This is a genomic window from Pantoea pleuroti, assembly GCF_014156615.1.
GTDB lineage: Bacteria > Pseudomonadota > Gammaproteobacteria > Enterobacterales > Enterobacteriaceae > Pantoea > Pantoea agglomerans.
The window spans coordinates 440,329-456,543 of sequence record NZ_SBFD01000004.1 but is presented as its reverse complement, the minus strand read 5'-3'; the positions used below and the strand labels follow the sequence as shown (position 1 = coordinate 456,543).

General features: G+C 53.7%; 17 protein-coding genes and 2 pseudogenes. 7 read left to right on the top strand and 12 right to left on the bottom strand.

Annotation, left to right across the window (positions count from 1 at the left end; translation table 11 throughout):
• The first annotated feature begins 151 nt into the window (after positions 1-151).
• A complete protein-coding gene (locus EPG66_RS13005) occupies positions 152-655 on the top strand; it encodes an anti-virulence regulator CigR family protein (RefSeq protein ID WP_182687120.1) in 504 nt (167 codons plus the stop codon).
• Between the two features lie 3 nt (positions 656-658).
• Here EPG66_RS13005 and EPG66_RS13000 read toward each other — a convergent pair whose 3' ends face one another.
• Both EPG66_RS13000 and EPG66_RS12995 read right to left on the bottom strand, forming a co-directional pair.
• On the bottom strand, positions 659-913 hold the full coding sequence (locus EPG66_RS13000) for a helix-turn-helix domain-containing protein (protein ID WP_281369290.1): 255 nt from the start codon (positions 911-913) through the stop codon (positions 659-661).
• 75 nt (positions 914-988) lie between these two features.
• On the bottom strand, positions 989-1,414 hold the full coding sequence (locus EPG66_RS12995; RefSeq protein WP_039387835.1) for a RidA family protein: 426 nt from the start codon (positions 1,412-1,414) through the stop codon (positions 989-991).
• Positions 1,415-1,556: 142 nt separating this feature from the next.
• Between EPG66_RS12995 and EPG66_RS12990 the strand changes: the two genes are divergently transcribed.
• The gene (locus EPG66_RS12990; RefSeq protein ID WP_069026896.1) at positions 1,557-2,153 is read left to right on the top strand and encodes a TetR/AcrR family transcriptional regulator; all 597 of its coding nucleotides are present in this window, start codon (positions 1,557-1,559) and stop codon (positions 2,151-2,153) included.
• 89 nt (positions 2,154-2,242) lie between these two features.
• Here the strand turns inward: EPG66_RS12990 and EPG66_RS12985 are convergent, their stop codons facing one another.
• The gene (locus EPG66_RS12985; RefSeq protein ID WP_031594309.1) at positions 2,243-2,812 is read right to left on the bottom strand and encodes a TetR/AcrR family transcriptional regulator; all 570 of its coding nucleotides are present in this window, start codon (positions 2,810-2,812) and stop codon (positions 2,243-2,245) included.
• Between the two features lie 136 nt (positions 2,813-2,948).
• Here EPG66_RS12985 and EPG66_RS12980 point away from each other — a divergent pair, with 136 nt between their 5' ends.
• Complete coding sequence (locus EPG66_RS12980) at positions 2,949-3,671, top strand: glutathione S-transferase (RefSeq protein ID WP_220495195.1); 723 nt, start codon at positions 2,949-2,951, stop codon at positions 3,669-3,671.
• 121 nt (positions 3,672-3,792) lie between these two features.
• On the opposite strand, the gene EPG66_RS12975 is transcribed toward EPG66_RS12980, so the two are convergent.
• From EPG66_RS12975 to EPG66_RS12945, 7 genes are all read right to left on the bottom strand, one after another.
• Positions 3,793-4,572, bottom strand: a complete 780-nt coding sequence (locus tag EPG66_RS12975) for an ABC transporter ATP-binding protein (RefSeq protein ID WP_010246775.1) — start codon at positions 4,570-4,572, stop codon at positions 3,793-3,795.
• Positions 4,569-5,255: an ABC transporter permease gene (locus tag EPG66_RS12970; protein ID WP_010246777.1), complete on the bottom strand. Its 687-nt coding sequence runs from the start codon at positions 5,253-5,255 to the stop codon at positions 4,569-4,571. The genes EPG66_RS12975 and EPG66_RS12970 overlap by 4 nt, the downstream gene beginning before the upstream one ends.
• A 9-nt stretch (positions 5,256-5,264) precedes the next feature.
• The gene (locus tag EPG66_RS12965) at positions 5,265-5,990 is read right to left on the bottom strand and encodes an ABC transporter permease (protein ID WP_182687116.1); all 726 of its coding nucleotides are present in this window, start codon (positions 5,988-5,990) and stop codon (positions 5,265-5,267) included.
• A gap of 6 nt (positions 5,991-5,996) precedes the next feature.
• Positions 5,997-6,845, bottom strand: a complete 849-nt coding sequence (locus tag EPG66_RS12960) for an ABC transporter substrate-binding protein (RefSeq protein ID WP_182687114.1) — start codon at positions 6,843-6,845, stop codon at positions 5,997-5,999.
• Between the two features lie 21 nt (positions 6,846-6,866).
• Complete coding sequence (locus tag EPG66_RS12955) at positions 6,867-8,054, bottom strand: M20 metallopeptidase family protein (protein ID WP_182687112.1); 1,188 nt, start codon at positions 8,052-8,054, stop codon at positions 6,867-6,869.
• A 241-nt stretch (positions 8,055-8,295) separates the two neighbouring features.
• Positions 8,296-9,195: an alpha/beta fold hydrolase gene (locus EPG66_RS12950; RefSeq protein ID WP_182687110.1), complete on the bottom strand. Its 900-nt coding sequence runs from the start codon at positions 9,193-9,195 to the stop codon at positions 8,296-8,298.
• A 50-nt stretch (positions 9,196-9,245) separates the two neighbouring features.
• Positions 9,246-9,860 (bottom strand): TetR/AcrR family transcriptional regulator, encoded by a 615-nt coding sequence (locus tag EPG66_RS12945; RefSeq protein WP_163658766.1) that lies wholly within the window; start codon positions 9,858-9,860, stop codon positions 9,246-9,248.
• A 213-nt stretch (positions 9,861-10,073) separates the two neighbouring features.
• Between EPG66_RS12945 and EPG66_RS12940 the strand changes: the two are divergent.
• A pseudogene (locus EPG66_RS12940) lies at positions 10,074-10,491 on the top strand (LysR substrate-binding domain-containing protein); the annotation flags it as partial.
• Between the two features lie 34 nt (positions 10,492-10,525).
• On the opposite strand, the pseudogene EPG66_RS12935 reads toward EPG66_RS12940, so the two are convergent.
• Positions 10,526-10,783, bottom strand: a pseudogene (locus EPG66_RS12935) (aldo/keto reductase); the annotation flags it as partial.
• 144 nt (positions 10,784-10,927) lie between these two features.
• Here EPG66_RS12935 and parS point away from each other — a divergent pair.
• The 3 genes from parS (at position 10,928) to EPG66_RS12920 (ending at position 13,041) form a co-directional block, all read left to right on the top strand.
• The gene (gene parS, locus EPG66_RS12930; RefSeq protein ID WP_064703869.1) at positions 10,928-11,371 is read left to right on the top strand and encodes a type II RES/Xre toxin-antitoxin system antitoxin; all 444 of its coding nucleotides are present in this window, start codon (positions 10,928-10,930) and stop codon (positions 11,369-11,371) included.
• Positions 11,368-11,838 carry an RES family NAD+ phosphorylase gene (locus EPG66_RS12925; protein ID WP_069026891.1) on the top strand — a complete coding sequence of 157 codons (471 nt, stop codon included), beginning with the start codon at positions 11,368-11,370 and terminating at the stop codon, positions 11,836-11,838. Before parS ends, EPG66_RS12925 begins: the two co-directional genes overlap by 4 nt.
• Before the next feature lie 171 nt (positions 11,839-12,009).
• Complete coding sequence (locus tag EPG66_RS12920) at positions 12,010-13,041, top strand: AI-2E family transporter (RefSeq protein WP_010670602.1); 1,032 nt, start codon at positions 12,010-12,012, stop codon at positions 13,039-13,041.
• On the opposite strand, the gene EPG66_RS12915 is transcribed toward EPG66_RS12920, so the two are convergent.
• Positions 13,030-15,759: a cation-transporting P-type ATPase gene (locus tag EPG66_RS12915; RefSeq protein WP_182687108.1), complete on the bottom strand. Its 2,730-nt coding sequence runs from the start codon at positions 15,757-15,759 to the stop codon at positions 13,030-13,032. The two genes, EPG66_RS12920 and EPG66_RS12915, sit on opposite strands and share 12 nt — an antisense overlap.
• Between the last annotated feature and the right edge of the window lie 456 nt (positions 15,760-16,215).

The window sequence follows — 16,215 nt, the reverse complement described above, 5'->3', positions numbered from 1 at the left end:
CTTAAGATTGCTATGTGGTTGTCGGCCGTTTAATGCTGAGTAATAACTAACAGGTGACATAATAATGTGAAGAGGTTGAACTCATATTACCTCCTTACTTCGCTTTATATTTTCTGGTTCAGATTACTGAATAATATTAAGGAAAGATAACATGCTCAAATCTCGCGCTTTAAAAGCCGCATTTGCGGTGGTGATATCTTGTACCGTGCTTGCTGCGCCCGTTTTCGCAAATCCGGGCAACGGCAACGGTGGTGGCGGTCAGGGTAATAGCGGAAACCCGGGTAATAACGGCAAAAACGGAGAGCACGGAAACAAGGGGCATGGTAATGCGGGTCCGAAAGAAAAACATGGAAATCGTAAGAACGCTGGACGACCCGATCACGTCGAGTCAGATATCAACTACTCTCTTGCACGTAAACTTGCCGTCAATTATGGCCTTGTCGGCTATCAGTCTTTGCCGCCAGGAATAGCTAAAAAAGTTGCGCGTGGTAAACCTTTGCCTCCGGGTATCGCCAAAAAAAGTTTGCCATCATCAATGCTAAATGAGCTGCCCTATTACCCTGGTTACGAATGGCGAGCTGTCGGAGATAATCTTGTGCTGATAGCCCTGAGCACCGCTGTCGTGACCGCCGTAATTAATGGGGTTTTCGATTAACCTTCAAAACTTTTTCGAATGGGTTAACTTTCCTGGTGGAGCGCCAGTAACACGCTTAAATGCTTTTCTGAAGGCGCTCTCCGACTCATATCCCAGTGCGGCAGAAACGCCTGAAATCGTCTCGCCTGAATTTTGCAGACGATCGCTGGCGAGCAGCATCCTCCGTTGCGTCAGAGATTCTATGGGCGTAATTCCAACCTTCTGACCAAAGTGTTTTGCAAATGCAGCGCGGGACATCCCTGTCTGTGATGCCAGCATATTTAACGTCGGGCATGTCATCGCAGCGCCCGTCTCCGGTGTAAAGTGCCTGACAGGCAGATTGCCACTCACGCTTTATGCACTCTGTGACAGGCTCCGTTCGTCCCGCTGATCGGGAATGCGCGCAATCACCTTAATTTCAAAATCAAATCCCGCCAGCCACGTTACACCCACCGCTGTCCAGTTAGGATAAGGAGGCTGCGGAAAAACGCGCTGCTTTATCTGCATGATGGTTTCGAATTGTTGCTCCGGATCGGTGTGAAACGTGGTGACATCGATCAGATCGTCAAAGGTACACCCTGCCGCAGCGAGCGTGGCTGCCAGATTCTCAAATGCCCGTTCAACCTGAGCAGCAAAATCGGGCTCCGGCGTACCGTCGGCACGGCTGCCCACCTGACCTGAGACAAACAGCAGATCGCCTGAGCGGATAGCCGCTGAATAACCATGCTGCTCATAGAGAGCGTGACGATTTGCAGGAAAAATGGGTTCGCGGGTGATCATTAGAATTTCCTCAATAGCCTTTAGGGGATTGCAGGATGCAGCGCACACGCGTTTGATTTAATATACGCGGCGTATGTCAAATTAATCACACATACGTCGCGTATGTCAATTAATATACCTCGCGTATGTGAAAGGAGAATCTATGGCCGCTAAACGTCGCGCTGAAACAATGGAAGAGAACCGGGCAAAACTGATTGCAGCAGCACGTACTGCCTTTGCCGAAAAAGGCTTTGCCGCCGCGTCAATGGATGAACTGACGGCCAGCGTAGGTCTGACACGCGGGGCGCTCTACCACAATTTTGGTGACAAAAAGGGGCTGCTTGCGGCGGTCGTCGCACAGGTTGATGGCGAAATGGCGCAGCAAGCTAAAGCGGCAGCGTCTGGGGTGAGCGATGCATGGGAGAAGCTGGTGGCTGAAGGCATCGCCTACATCCGAATGGCAATGGATGCCGAAGTGCAACGCATTGTGCTGCGCGATGGCCCGGCTTTTCTGGGGGATCCCTCGCAATGGCCCAGCCAGAATAGCTGCCTGGAAGCCACGCGCGAAACGATTACCCGTCTTATCGACAGCGGGATAATGAAGCCGGTCAACGTCGATGCCGCCGCTCATCTGCTGAACAGCGCGGCGCTGAATGCCGCACTGTGGGTCGCTTCCAGCAGCGAGCCGGAAAAGGCGCTGCCAAAGATAATCGACGTGTTCACAAATCTGGCAGGCGGCTTGCGCCATAGTGCGATTTAACCCTGAATGTTCACTGCTGCTTTCACTGATAACCCTGAAGCTGTGAGTGCTGACGCCTGCAACTCTTTCAGGCGCGGTGTCGTTTTAATTCAGTGTGACAGCGGAATCAGGCCGCTCTCCTGATAGGTCGCAATCAGGTTATCAAAAATTGTTATATCCTGGCGCGTGCGGGCTATTAACTGCGCGCCGGCAACTGCGGTGTAGATTGCCAGCGCACGCTGCGCATTTTTCTCCGGGTTATCGGGCGACTTTTCGCAAAGGATCTCTGTCAGCCAGTCAACGTTCGCATCAACGAAACACTGAACCTCACACTTCACTTCCTCGGGCAGATCTTCATATTCCGCCGCCATAAAGCTGGAGAGACAGAGCCGGTTGGCATCTTCAAGCGACTTGCGGAAAATCTGCGGATAGCGCTGCAACGCTTCATCCGGTGAGGCACTTTGCTCGCGGATATTCTTTAAATCCTCAGCCGTATCCTGCCAGTATCGGTTGGCGACCGCGGCCCCCAGATTGGCCTTACTGGCAAAGTGATAATAGATACTGGCATTCTTGATGCCTACTTCGTCAGCGATACTGCGAAAATTAATCCCATTATAGCCATGATTCTGGGCAGCACTTTTTGCTGCCGCCAGAATGGCTTCGCGCGCGTTCAGGCTCATAACTCAGTTTTCCTTCATGAGGTGGAGACGTATTATAAGGGGAAAATAATTACCTGCCAACTGGTAGACAGGGATTGACATAAAGAAAGTTCAGCCCCACAATCCACCTACCAATTGACAGGTAGGTAACTTAATCATGACTGATATCCACAATGCATCTGCAGTTCCGTCACTCCCCGCGATGAAGATTTATGACTGGTATGATGGCCCTTATCCTGCACGGGTCAGGATTGCCCTGGCGGAAAAGGGATTACTTTCTGAGGTCGAATTTATTCCGGTCAACCTGTGGAAAGGTGAGCATAAAAAACCTGAATTTTTAGCGATCAATTATTCCGGGACCCTGCCGGTTTTAGCGCTGAATAACGGAACGCTGATCGCTGAATGCACTGCCATTACGCAATATCTCGATGTGCTGGATGATAACCCGCTTCTGACAGGCGTCACGCCGGTAGAAAAAGGCGTAATCCATATGATGACCAAACGGGCTGAGATCGAATTTCTTGATGCGGTCAGCGTCTATTTTCATCATGCCACCGCAGGGCTGGGACCGGAGGTTGAGCTCTATCAGAATCCGGAATGGGGTGCGAAGATGCGTGAAAAGGCCATCAGAGGGATGCACTACTTTGACGGCGTTTTACGCTCGCAGCCTTATGTCGCGGGCAATACGTTTTCGATGGCCGATATCGCCGTAACCGGCGGAATGATTTTCGCGGCTTTGGTGAAACTTGCTGTTCCTGACGAGTGTCGCGCCCTGAAAGCGTGGTATGCAAAAATCCAGAGCCGTCCCAGCTATCAGCAATGGCAGGCAATGGTTGAAGCGGGCCGCCCTGCTGCTGCATCGTCTCAGGACCGGGCGTGAGATCGCGCTGATCGTTCTGGATAACGTGGTCTGGCTGCTGTAAAAACCCCGGAAAATCTTCCGGGGTTTTCTGATCTCAAAACACGTAATTTCAGCGCGTCAGCCTTATCAGAATGCCGCTTCAGCCTGCATTGCGCTCAAAGTGGCTGTTCACAAAGGCGCGGCAGCGTGGCGAGATCGGATCGAGGAACACCTGCTCCGGCGAACCGGACTCCTCAATCATACCCTGATGCAGAAACACCGCTTTGTTCGACACGTCACGCGCAAAGCCCATTTCATGGGTGACGATAATCATGGTACGTCCCTCTTCCGCCAGACTGCGGATCACCCGCAATACTTCACCCACCAGCTCCGGATCCAGCGCCGAAGTTGGCTCATCGAACAGTATCGCTTTCGGCTGCTGCGCCAGCGCTCGCGCAATCGCCACACGCTGCTGCTGTCCGCCGGAAAGCTGTGACGGCCAGGCGTCGCGTTTTGCATAGAGTCCCACTTTATGGAGCAGCGCTTCCGCTTCTTCAATCGCCTCTTTATGGCTGCGCTTCTGCACATGAACCGGCGCTTCAATGATGTTCTGCATCACCGTTTTATGCGGCCACAGGTTGAAGCTCTGAAATACAAAGCCGAGCTGCATTCGCATCAGCTTGATGCGACGGCGCTGCTCGCGGCTCAGTTTTTCGTCGGCGTTATCCAGCGTGACGTTCACCTCACCGACCGCAATTTCACCCGCCTGTGGTACTTCAAGAAACGGGATGCAGCGTAACAGCGTACTTTTGCCCGACCCACTGGCACCAATCAGCGATATCACATCGCCATCCTGCGCGGTCAGGCTGATGTCGTGCAGCACTTCGTGTCCCGCATAACTCTTTCTGAGATGACTCAGCATGATGGTAGGTGCGGTCATGAGCGTGCTCCAAAATAGTAAGGTGATAAGCGTCGTTCCAGCATCGATACCCCTTTGCTGACCAGCATGGTGAGTATCAGGTAGATCACCGCCGCGCTCAGGAACACCTCCAGCGCCCGGAAAGTGGAAGAGACTATCGAGTCGGCAATGCCGGTCATCTCCATCAGGCTGATGGTGCTGACCAGTGACGTCGCTTTGATCATCGAGATGATCTCATTGCTGTAGGCCGGTAATGCCTGTCGAATCGCAATCGGTAAGGTGATGCGGGTAAAGATCTTATACGACGACATGCCCGAGACTTTAGCGGCCTCCAGCGACTGCTGACTGACGGCACGCAGGCCGCCGCGCAGGATTTCCGAGGTATAGGCGGCATCATTGAGAATCAGCGCCAGTAAGCCGCACCAGTAGGGATCGCGCAGCAGCGGCCAGAACAGGCTTTCCCGCACCGCCGGTAAACTGCCCAGGCCGTAATAGACCATAAAGATCTGGATCAGCAGTGGCGTACCGCGAAACAGCCAGACGTAGAAGCGACAGAAAACGCTGCCGACACGCGTCATGCGCAGCAGATTAAGCAGCAGCGCCAGCACGCCGCCGCCAAAGAGTGAGAGCAGCGCCAGGTTGATGGTCAGCGGCAATCCTTTCAGCAGCGCCAGCAGCGTCTGCTGTAAAAACATGATATCCACGTGGACTCCTTACCCCTTCACGCGCTGTTGACCGCGCATCGCAAACTTTTCCACGTAGCGGAAAACCATATCGGAACAGGTGGTGATAATCAGGTAGATCACCGCACCCACGCTGTAGAAGAAAAAGGACATCTGGGTGGAGTTGGCTGCGGTGGAGACCTGGTTCATCGTTTCCACCAGCCCGGTTACCGAGACCAGCGCCGACTCTTTGATCACCGATTGCCACTGGTTGCCCATACCGGGCAGTGCAGTGCGTAACGCCTGCGGCACGATAATGCGGCGAAACATCATCAGCCGTCCCATGCCGGTCACCGTCGCCGCTTCCAGCGTTCCGCAGGGAATAGCGTAGAAGGCGCCACGGAATACCCCGCTCTGATAGGCTCCGGAGATCAGCCCGATGGCAATCGCGCCCGCCACGAAACCGTTCACATCAAACGGTCCCTGGAAGCCCAGCGCGGTGCCCACGGTGGAAACCACCTGTCGTCCACCGAAGTAGAAGAGGTAGATCACCAGCAGTTCCGGCACGCCGCGAAACAGTGTGATGTAGCCTGCGGCCAGTCGCTGCTGCCAGCGTGAACCGGCAATCTGCATCCAGCAGAGCACGCTGCCCAGCAATGCCCCCAGCAGCCAGGCGCAGAGTGACACGCTGACGGTGACGGCGGCGGCATTAAGCAGCACGCCACCCCAGCCCTCATCCCCGAAGCCCAGAATCTGCCAGTCAATATTCATCAGCATCAGCGGTTACGCTTTCGGCGCGACATCTTCGCCAAACCATTTGATCGACAGTTTGCTCAGCGTCCCATCTTTGATCATGGAGTCCAGCGCCTGATTCAGCACCTGCTGCAGCTCACTGTTGCCTTTACGCAGACCAATCGCCGAGCCTGCGCCCAGCACGCCACCGGAGAAGCCATAGCCGCTGCTGCTGATCGCCTCAGCATGTTTTTTCACAAAGGCATTGAGGTTGGTACGAGATGCCATGACGGCATCCACCCGGCCATTCATCAGGTCGGCAAAGGTTTCAGGACCCGCCTGATAGGTGCGGATAGTGGCAACATCGCCCAGGTATTTCTGCAGGAAATCCGCCTGAATGGTAGCGACCTGCACCGCAATGGTTTTTCCTTTGAAGGTGGTTTTCAGATCGTCGATCGCTTTTTTCATGCCGGCGTCATCATCCGCCGTCACAATCGTGCCGCTGCCTGGCAGCGTGGCCAGCGGGCTTTTTTTCGCAGTCACAAAGCTGGAGATGCTGACGGTGTACTGATGGGTAAAATCGATCGCTTCAGCACGTTTTGGCGTTACGGTCACCGCATCGATCACCGCATCATATTTACCGTCGATAAGGCCTGGGATCATGCCCGACCATTTCTGGGCGATGATTTCATATTTAAAGCCAGCACGTTTAGCCAGCTCCGCCACCATATCCGGCTCATAGCCGACGATTTTACCGCTCGGTGTGGTCTGGTTGAACGGAGGATAAGCCGCTTCAGTCGCAAACTTCAGGGTGCCGAAATCTTTCGCCTGGCTGAACGCGGAAGTGGCGAGCAGCGCCACGGTCAGAGAAGCCGTGAACAGACGGTTACACATCATCATATAAACCTCATTTATTTATTATTAAGAGAGTAAATCAATTGCAAGGCGGGTCAGCGCCTGCGTCCCGGCGGTAATGCTGCGTTCGTCCGGCTGATAGTCGGAGTTATGCAGGTGATCGTCACGGCCCGGCGTGGCCGATCCAATATGAATCTGGCAGCCCGGTACCCGTTCCGTGAACAATGAAAAATCTTCGGCACCAAAGCTGGCGCTGGGCTGCGCGATGATGGGCTTATCAAACTGATGCGACAGAATCTGTTCCAGTGAATCGATCAGGCGATCGTCATTCATCAAAGGCGGGACACCACGCTGGAAGTTAACCTCCACCCGCACGTTTTGCGCCAGCGCCACCCCTTCGCACATCCGTTTAAACGAGATTTCCATAGCAGCGCGTACTTCCGGCGACTTAGTACGGATGGTGCCCTGAAACAGGCAGCTATCGGGAATGATATTGTGGGTGGTACCACCCTGAATGTGCCCGATGGTTAATACGGCGGAGTGAGCGGGATCGCGTTCACGCGAGATGAGGGTCTGTAGCTGGCTGATGAGATGCACGGTCGCGATGATCGGATCGGTGCCCATGTGCGGACGTGCCGCGTGGGTCGATACGCCATGCACCGTAACGTCGAATTCATCGCTGGAGGCGGTACTGGCCCCGCGCGTCAGGGCGACTTCCCCCGCAGCCAGTTCAGGCTTGTTATGCAGGGTCACAGCCCAGTCGATGCCATCTGCCGCGCCGTCCGCAATCATCGCCTCAGCGCCACTTTCCGGCGTCTCTTCCGCGGGCTGGAATATCAGCCGGATCCGGCCTTTGAGTTGCTGACGATAGTGCGGCAGGATCGTTGCCACACCCAGCATCGTTGCGGTGTGAATATCATGCCCACAGGCGTGCATTTTTCCGGGATAGCGGCTGGCAAACGGCAGACCGGTCTGCTCATGGATCGGCAACGCGTCCATGTCGGCGCGCAACAGCAGCGTCTTACCCGGCTCTGCGCCGTCGATATCCACCACAACACCGCTGCGGCCAACGCCGGTGCGGGGATTCAGTCCCAGCGCCTGCAGATAGTCTGTGACCAGACTGGCGGTGCGCAGTGTATCAAAGCCTAATTCCGGATGCGCATGGATATCACGTCGAATCGCCACTAACTGCGATTCAAGTTCATTAACTCTGGCTTTTATTTCCCCGGCCAGTCGTGCTTTTTCCTGATTCATAGCAGCCCCGGCAATATGCGATCGGCACTCTGCTGCCGACCGCTATTTTAATCTCATCCTGATGACGGACGTTGATGACCGTTTATTTATTCACAGCACGCGACAGAAAGCAACGCGCAACAGCCTGCTCTACATACTTAAAAATCAATAAGATAGTGTTAATTATTGGAAAACTGTATGAGATAACAGCGGATCAGCAATAATATTAATAATCCGCCACATGACATTACTTTCCCTACTGTCACTGAGCTGATATTTCACTTTTATCCGGAGAGGGAATAAAGAAGTCTGCCAGTATTTCCGCTAATTTCTCGGGTTGTTCGTCGGGAATAAAATGGCCGCAGTTGAGAACCGTTTTACTGCTTACCTGATGTGCTACGGTGCGCAGCGGGGTGGCCATATCGGGTATCGATCCCTGGTCGGCACTGACAGCCAGCAGCGGTAAAGCCAGTTTGCCTTTTAACGCGCGCTGTCGATTCTGCTCTGCCGACTGTGCGAAAGCGCGGTAAAAAGCCAGTCCGGCCCGCAAGGCCCCGGGCTGCTGAAAAACGCGCAGATATTCATGACGGGCCGCCGCATCTATGCAATGTGGATTTGCTGACTTACGGTTAAAAAACCAGTCGAGGTAGATCGCCTCTCTGCCAGTGATCAGCGCTTCCGGTAAATCATCCACACAGTGAAATCCAAAATGCCAGGTTTTCCAGGCGCTATCACCCACCATTGGCAGCGAGTCAGGCAGCGTGATGCCGGGAATGCCGCCATCCAGCAGCGCGAGACGGCTGACCTTTTCGGGATGGCCTGCCGCCAGTGACCAGCCGACCCACGCCCCGATATCATGCCCGGCCAGATGAAAGCGTTCGATACCCAACTGGTTCAGCAGCGCCAGTATGCGCTCTGCCACGCTGTCAGTGTCGTAACCACTGGCTGGAAAGTCAGAATCACCCTGCCCTGGCAGGTCGGGTGCGATCACATGAAAGTGGCTGGCAAGCAAGGGAATAACCTCCCGCCAGGCATAACTGCTTTGCGGGAAACCCGCGAGCAGAACCACAGCCTCAGCGTGTTCACTGCCTGCGCTGAGGTAGTGCAGCCGCTGCGAGTCAATATTAATAAAGTGGTGCTGGTAGAGTGGATATACGGGCATAAAACCTCCGGATAATAAGGAAACGAACATTTCCTTAATGAGTAAAAAATTTAGTCGAGTAACTTCAGTGCCAGGGGGATGATGCTGGCATCGGGCCGGGTAGCAGCCACTTTACCGGCGACCCGCATCCCCAGCACGATGCAAAACATCAGCGAAGCGGTGGCCTCTCTGTCCAGTACTGGATTGACCGAACCATCCTGCTGACCCAGGCTGATTATCTGCTGCAGATTCTGCTGGTTGCGTATTAGCGCCGCGCTGACGGCTCCGGCAAGTTCCTCATCCAGAGTTTGCAGCTCTACGGCGCTGACAGCCACCAGACAGCCGCGCTCACCTTCTACATCGCGCACTGAATCCACATAAAAATTGAGTAGCGCCGCCAGTTGCTCACGACCATTTTCACATTGCGTCAGCCGCGCCGCTAAACTGCTGTTACGCATTGAGAGATAGCGAGCAAAGACGTTTGCAAACAGCGTGCGCTTGTCGGTAAAAGCTTTATAGATGCTGCCGGTAGTGAGCTGCATAGCCTGGCCCAAATCGCCGATCGAGGTGGCGTGATAGCCCTTTTGCCGGAATACCAGCATTGCGCTGTCCAGTGCCGCATCGGTATCAAACGCCCGTGGTCGTCCCCGCTCTTTATAACGGTTATCGTTCATCGCAAACACCATTAGAGAATGATCATTTCCTTTAAGATAGACTGATTTGTCCGCCAGATAAAGGCTTACTTATGCTTGGGGCTCGCCTGGAAAAGGAACCCGCCCCTCACCATGACCTTTTCAGATAAAACACCGTATCGACGGCGCGTGAAAGGCTTAGGCCCAGACATGTTCGGCACGTCAGGCACACCGTTTTAATCTCGCGTTATGTAATCAGACCCATCTGAGCCACGTATTGCCGATCTTGAGCAGGAGCTGGCATCTCTGGTTCAACTCAATGGAACGCCCTCTGGCAATATCCGCTTTTCCGCAGGGGAGCATGCAGCTCGAACTCTCGTATGGCCGAAATTAAAACCTTTATCACGGGGAGTTTGAGAAGGAAGGAAAATCGTTACGTGTCAGAGTTGAAGAACAGATCACGTTTAATTTTCTGTCAGAAAGAATCGATGCCGTATTATCGGGTTTTGGTATTGCCTGTGTTCCTGAAGATACGATCACGGAGCATGTAAAATCCGCAAAGCTTATTCAGATTCTGCAGGATTGGTGCCCTGCATTTCCCGGTTATTATCTCTGTTACCCGAGCCGTATACAGCATCCGCCCGCTTTTGCGCTGATGATAGATGCGCTTCGGCACCCGGAATAGCGGGTCTACAATTCGATGCAGACCCGCCTGAATCTTAACGGCCCACACGAGCCTGATGCTCAGGGGAGTAACGCTCGCCGACGATTTCTATCGTTTCAAGCGCCTCTTCTATCTGCCGCACGTCGTCCTGTGAAAGCGTGATGTCGGCAGCACCCAGGTTTTCATCCAGCCGGTGCAGCTTAGTAGTGCCGGGGATGGGAACAATCCACGGTTTTTGTGCCAGCAACCATGCCAGTGCTATTTGTGCAGACGTAACCCCTTTTCCGGCAGCCAGTTCACCCAGTAATGAAACTTATGAATATGTGTGAGTCGCGACTTGCTCTGACACATGACCCTGAAAGGTTTAGAGTGACCGGTTTTCCTGATTTACCAGATCCTGAAATTTGCGCCCTTCACACCAAATGGTTATAGTTAAATGACCAATTGGAGGTGACAGATGAAAACATTCAGCTTTTCTGCGAATAAAACCAGGGCGCCACGCTTATGGCAGGCCGCAGGCCTGAACAACGCTGATGGTGTCGCCCTGCTGGGCCAGATTAATGAAGGCCTTGATGGCAACGTAGCTCACCTGATCGTCAACTGGGCGAAGATTACGCAAAACGATCTGCGCAAAATGTCCGGTATTCCCTCCACGACGTTCAGCCGGAGCGTGAAAGCGAAATTCAGCGCTGAACAAAGTGAACGACTGGTACGAATTATCCGTGTCATTGATCGCGCAGTTGAACTGTTCGAAGGTGATAAGGATGAAGCGCAAAAATGGTTGAATGAGCCTAACAGGGCGCTGAGCTGGAAAATGCCCGCAGAACTGATGGCGTCTGAAACCGGGGCATACGAGGTCATGAAATTAATCACGCGCCTGGAGCACGGAGTTTACTCTTGATTCTCTACAGGCTGACCAAGACAAAGTATCTTTCGACAGCCTGGACGGGATTTGGCGCAAAAGAGGCGGGCGGCCGCTGGAACAGCATCGGCATCTCCATGGTTTATGTTTCTGAAACAGCATCGCTGACTTTGCTGGAAACACTGGTCCATCTGCACTCAGCACACATCCTGGACGCGTTCACACTTCTGCGCATCGATGTTCCCGATGCGCTGATTCAGACCGCTGATATCACTGAGTTGCCTGCAAACTGGGCCGATGAAGACGCACCGGCAGAACTGGCTGACTATGGAGACGCCTGGTGCTCTGCCTGCGATGCGGTTGCGTTGCGTGTTCCCAGTGCCCTCTCCCCTGTAGAATATAACTATCTGTTAAATCCTGAACACCCCGATTTCTTCCGTATAGTTCAACAGGCTGAGGCTATTCCGTTCCGGTTTGATCGTCGGCTGAAACCGGATCGTAAATAAATTATCCGCATAGCTTTTAGTCGCGCATTCGTGCGTTGAACAAGAGCCGGTAGCCACCGATGCTCGTCTCTTATGCCCTGAGACAAGCCTTTCTCCCTCTGACCTGACGCAAGGCACTGAAGCTTAAGCCTCATCTATACTGCAGCTTATCTTTGCTGAAGGAGCCCAATCATGGGACTGAGCTGGTTTACCCTCTGGCCGCCGCTGGCACGCGTACTGTTTATCCTCGCCTGTCTGACCATTATTCTGACCGGCCTTTATCTGGCAGCACCGCTGATCAATCAGGTCCTGCTGGCGATGTTACTGGCAATCATGCTTGATCCCCTGATTACCCGTCTGGAAAACAAACGCATACCGCGCATCGTCTCGTCACTGCTGGTGATTATGCTGATGCTGTTGATCATGGTGGTTACTATCCTCAAGTTAACCGTACTGACGCCCGATTTAATGCAGCTCAGCCGTCAGGCGCCCGTCCTGCTGGCGGCCCGGCTTGAACAACTGACGCTGGCCTTTGCCCGGCTTGATATTGGTATGACGCCCGACCAGTTACTGACCTTTGTGGATGCAGGGGCGATAGTGCGCATCGTCACTGCATTTCTGACGCAAATCCCTGGCGTCATCTCATGGTGGATCATGGTGTTCCTGATGCTGCTGTTTATGCTCTATGAGATGCCGCTGCTGAAAGCTGCACTGCAACAGCGGGTAAAGGGAAAACATCAGGCCTTTTATCTGGCGCTGCAGGAGGGAATTCAGAGCGTGATTGTGTATGCCAGAGTGAAAACGCTGACCAGTATTCTGGGTGGGTTAATCGTGGGCGTCGGTGCGCATCTGATCGGGCTGAAGTTTGCCTTTTTCTGGGGCGTGTTGATGTTCATCTTTAATTACGTGCCGGTGCTTGGCTCCTTTCTGGCCGCCATTCCGCCGGTGATCCAGAGTTACATCATGTTTGATTTACAGATCGCGCTGGCGGTAGCAGGATTCTTTGTGGTGCTGAACCTCTGCCTGAGTTCGGTGATCGAACCACTGCTGATTGGTAAACGACTCAACCTGGCGCTGACCACGCAGCTGCTGGCGTTTCTGTTCTGGCAGGCGTTACTGGGGATTACGGGCGGGATACTGGCTATTCCACTGACCTATCTGATTAAAAAGGTCCTGCTGGCGAGCTATCCGCAGCAGGACCCGGAGGCAGAATTAACTCAGTGATGGCGTCTTCACCCGCCATGCGCGGGTGAGGCGTTTTTCGATCTCAACCACGATGAAGATCGCGATGCTGACAATCAGCGAAATCAGCCAGTAGTTAATCGGCAGTGGACGGGTACCAAACAGCGTGTTCATCAATGGCACATAAATAATGATCGCCTGAAGGACAATCAGTACCAGCGTCACCAGCCAGATACCGCGATTTTTCAGCAGACCGCGATCCAGTGAGAAGCCATCTGAATTACGGCAGTTAAGCATGTAAGCCCACTGCGCGGTGACCAGCATCTGCAGCAGCACGGTACGGATAAACTCGGCACTATAGCCACGCGGTTGCAGCCAGGCTTCCAGCACAAAGGCACTGATTGAAATCAGCAGACCGACAAACACCACGCGCCAGATGGCGTAAGCGTCCATCACGTGTGCTTTGACATTGCGTGGTGGCCGGCGCATCGCATTCGCTTCAGCAGGCTCGAACGCCAGACCAAATGACAGCGTGGCGGACGTTGCCATGTTCATCCATAGAATCTGTACCGGGGTTAACGGCAGCAGATTGCCCATCAGAATCGCGATAATAATCAGCAGACCCTGCGCCAGGTTGGTGGGCATGATAAACAGGATGGTTTTCTTGAGGTTGTCGTAAACCCGACGTCCCTCTTTGACTGCCGCAGCGATGGTGGCAAAGTTATCGTCGGCCAGAATCATATCGGCCGCCTCTTTTGTCACCTCGGTGCCTTTAATACCCATCGCAATACCGACGTTGGCCTGTTTCAGCGCCGGAGCATCGTTGACGCCGTCGCCGGTCATGCCGACGATCTCGCCGCTCGCTTCCAGCGCTTTCACCAGACGCAGTTTGTGTTCCGGGCTGGTGCGGGCAAAAATGTCATAGGTTTTTGCCGCGTCGGCCAGTTCGGCGTCGCTCATGTGTTCAAGCTGATAGCCAGTGATAGCAGCCTGACTGTTACCGATTCCCAGCATCTGACCAATCGCCATCGCGGTTTCCTGATGATCACCGGTGATCATTTTGACGCGAATGCCCGCTTTCTGGCACTCGTCAATGGCGGCAATCGCCTCGGGACGTGGGGGATCCATCATACAGGCCAGACCCAGCAGCACCATGTCACTTTTCAGATCGGCATGATCCAGTTCGGTAACGGGTGCAGAGGTTCTCTTCCAGGCGGCGGCAACGGTGCGCAGCCCTTCGCTGGCGTAGGTGGTGATGGCGGCATCCCAGTACGCACGGTCTATCGGCTCTGCCCCCTCCGGCGTTTGCTGCTGCTGACACAGTGTCAGCAGCACATCTGGTGCACCGGTCAGCAGCACATAAGATTCGCCGTTGGCAACACAGCTGACCGACATATATTTATAGAGGGAATCGAACGGAAGCTTGCTCACCACCTCAACCGGCTGAGGTGTCGTCTGACCCTTCGCCGCCAGCACCTTCAGCGCACCTTCAGTCGGGCCGCCAACAATCGTCCAGTGCCCCTGACTTTCCTGACGCAGCTGGCTTTCATTACAGGTGTCTACCGCATGCAGGAACTGCTGAAACAGCGGATCCTGTGCCGCAGAGAGTCCACTTGCGTCGCCCTGCTCAGCAACAATCTCCCCTTTGGGTTCATAGCTGTTTCCGCTGACGCGCCAGCGGCTCTTCGCCAGCACCACCGCTTTCACCGTCATCTCATTCATGGTGAGCGTGCCGGTTTTATCGGAGCAGATCACCGACATCGCGCCCAGGGTTTCAACAGTCGGCAGCTTACGGATAATCGCCTGGGTCCGCGCCATCGACTGCACGCCCAGCGACAGGATGATAGAGATAATGGCAGGCAGACCTTCCGGAACCGCAGCAACCGCCAGGCTGATGACGGACAGCGAGAGCTCGCCCAGTGGAATGTCACGCAGCAGATAGCCGAAGATAAACAGGGCGACCATCATCAGCAGGATGATGAAAAAGATCGCTTTACCGAGTTTGTCGATCTGCACCAGCAGCGGGGTTTTAACCTCTTTTATGCCGCTGATCATTTCGTTGATATGGCCCAGCTCAGTATCACCGCCGCTGGCGATCACAACGCCTGCGGCGGTGCCGGAACTGACGGTAGTGCCTGAAAAAGCCAGGTTGAGACGGTCGCCCAGCGACTTTTCACCGCTCAGCGTATCGGTGTTCTTCGACACCACCGTCGACTCTCCGGTGAGAATCGCCTCTTCAACCCGCAGATTATTGACCTCAAACAGTCGCAAATCAGCCGGGATTTTGTCGCCCGGGCGTAACATCACCACGTCACCAACCACAATATCGCGCGTCGCGACCGTGACCTGTTTGCCATCCCGCACCAGCATCGCTTCACTGGCAAGCATGTTCTGAATACTTTTCAGTGACTTCTCGGCATTATTCTCCTGAATAAAGCCGATCAGGGCGTTGATGACGGCCACGCCGATAATGACAAAGGTATCGACCCAGTGCCCCATGATCGCGGTGATCACCGCCGCGGCCAGCAGAATATAGATCAGCACATCTTTAAAATGCGCGATGAATTTGAGCAGAGCCGATTTCTCAGCTTTTTGCGGAAGGGCATTGGGACCGTGTTTCTGCAGGCGTTCCTGCGCAGTGGCGGTGGATAATCCTGCTGATGAGCTCTGCAGTTCGGAGAATATCTCTGCCACACTACGCTGATACCAGGGGCGCTCAGATAAAGCTAACGCTTTATCCTGCTTATCATTATTTAGCATATATAAACCTCGTGCCATTTAGCGATGAAATAAAGGCGCAATTAAAAGACATGCATTTTGCAGGCAGCCCCTCCTGCAGGTAATGACCGATATCATATTTACGTAAGAAACGTCTGACGAATAACATAAAATGGCTAAATTAAATCTAACCTATATTATGAGAATGACAACGTTGTTTTTGTTTAGCTAAGGTTTAAGTATGCTGATGCAGTGTGCATCGGTTTATACTCTGGCTCGCAAAAGGAAACTCTGATGAAAAAACAGAGCATTATCATGCTTTGCGGTTTCGTTATTCTCGCGGTCGCCGCAACGACTCTGGTGGGCTTACTGACCTGGCTGGTGGTCTCTCAGATGGCGGCGTAAGCCGATTCAGGCGAAGCGGCCCTGCCGCTTCGTTAAACTTATATGACGAAGATTAAAAATAAGTTTATCCCGGTCGCGATAAGCATCAGGATT

Excerpts from the sequence above, each read along its gene's own strand:
- EPG66_RS12955 (WP_182687112.1), bottom strand. The coding sequence starts at position 8,054 with ATGAATCAGGAAAAAGCACGACTGGCCGGGGAAATAAAAGCCAGAGTT.
- EPG66_RS12985 (WP_031594309.1), bottom strand. The coding sequence starts at position 2,812 with ATGAGCCTGAACGCGCGCGAAGCCATTCTGGCGGCAGCAAAAAGTGCT.
- EPG66_RS12980 (WP_220495195.1), top strand. The coding sequence starts at position 2,949 with ATGACTGATATCCACAATGCATCTGCAGTTCCGTCACTCCCCGCGATG.
- EPG66_RS12975 (WP_010246775.1), bottom strand. The coding sequence starts at position 4,572 with ATGACCGCACCTACCATCATGCTGAGTCATCTCAGAAAGAGTTATGCG.
- EPG66_RS12945 (WP_163658766.1), bottom strand. The coding sequence starts at position 9,860 with ATGGTGTTTGCGATGAACGATAACCGTTATAAAGAGCGGGGACGACCA.
- EPG66_RS12950 (WP_182687110.1), bottom strand. The coding sequence starts at position 9,195 with ATGCCCGTATATCCACTCTACCAGCACCACTTTATTAATATTGACTCG.
- parS (WP_064703869.1), top strand. The coding sequence starts at position 10,928 with ATGAAAACATTCAGCTTTTCTGCGAATAAAACCAGGGCGCCACGCTTA.
- EPG66_RS13000 (WP_281369290.1), bottom strand. The coding sequence starts at position 913 with ATGCTGGCATCACAGACAGGGATGTCCCGCGCTGCATTTGCAAAACAC.
- EPG66_RS12990 (WP_069026896.1), top strand. The coding sequence starts at position 1,557 with ATGGCCGCTAAACGTCGCGCTGAAACAATGGAAGAGAACCGGGCAAAA.
- EPG66_RS12920 (WP_010670602.1), top strand. The coding sequence starts at position 12,010 with ATGGGACTGAGCTGGTTTACCCTCTGGCCGCCGCTGGCACGCGTACTG.
- EPG66_RS13005 (WP_182687120.1), top strand. The coding sequence starts at position 152 with ATGCTCAAATCTCGCGCTTTAAAAGCCGCATTTGCGGTGGTGATATCT.
- EPG66_RS12915 (WP_182687108.1), bottom strand. The coding sequence starts at position 15,759 with ATGCTAAATAATGATAAGCAGGATAAAGCGTTAGCTTTATCTGAGCGC.
- EPG66_RS12995 (WP_039387835.1), bottom strand. The coding sequence starts at position 1,414 with ATGATCACCCGCGAACCCATTTTTCCTGCAAATCGTCACGCTCTCTAT.
- EPG66_RS12965 (WP_182687116.1), bottom strand. The coding sequence starts at position 5,990 with ATGCTGATGAATATTGACTGGCAGATTCTGGGCTTCGGGGATGAGGGC.
- EPG66_RS12960 (WP_182687114.1), bottom strand. The coding sequence starts at position 6,845 with ATGATGATGTGTAACCGTCTGTTCACGGCTTCTCTGACCGTGGCGCTG.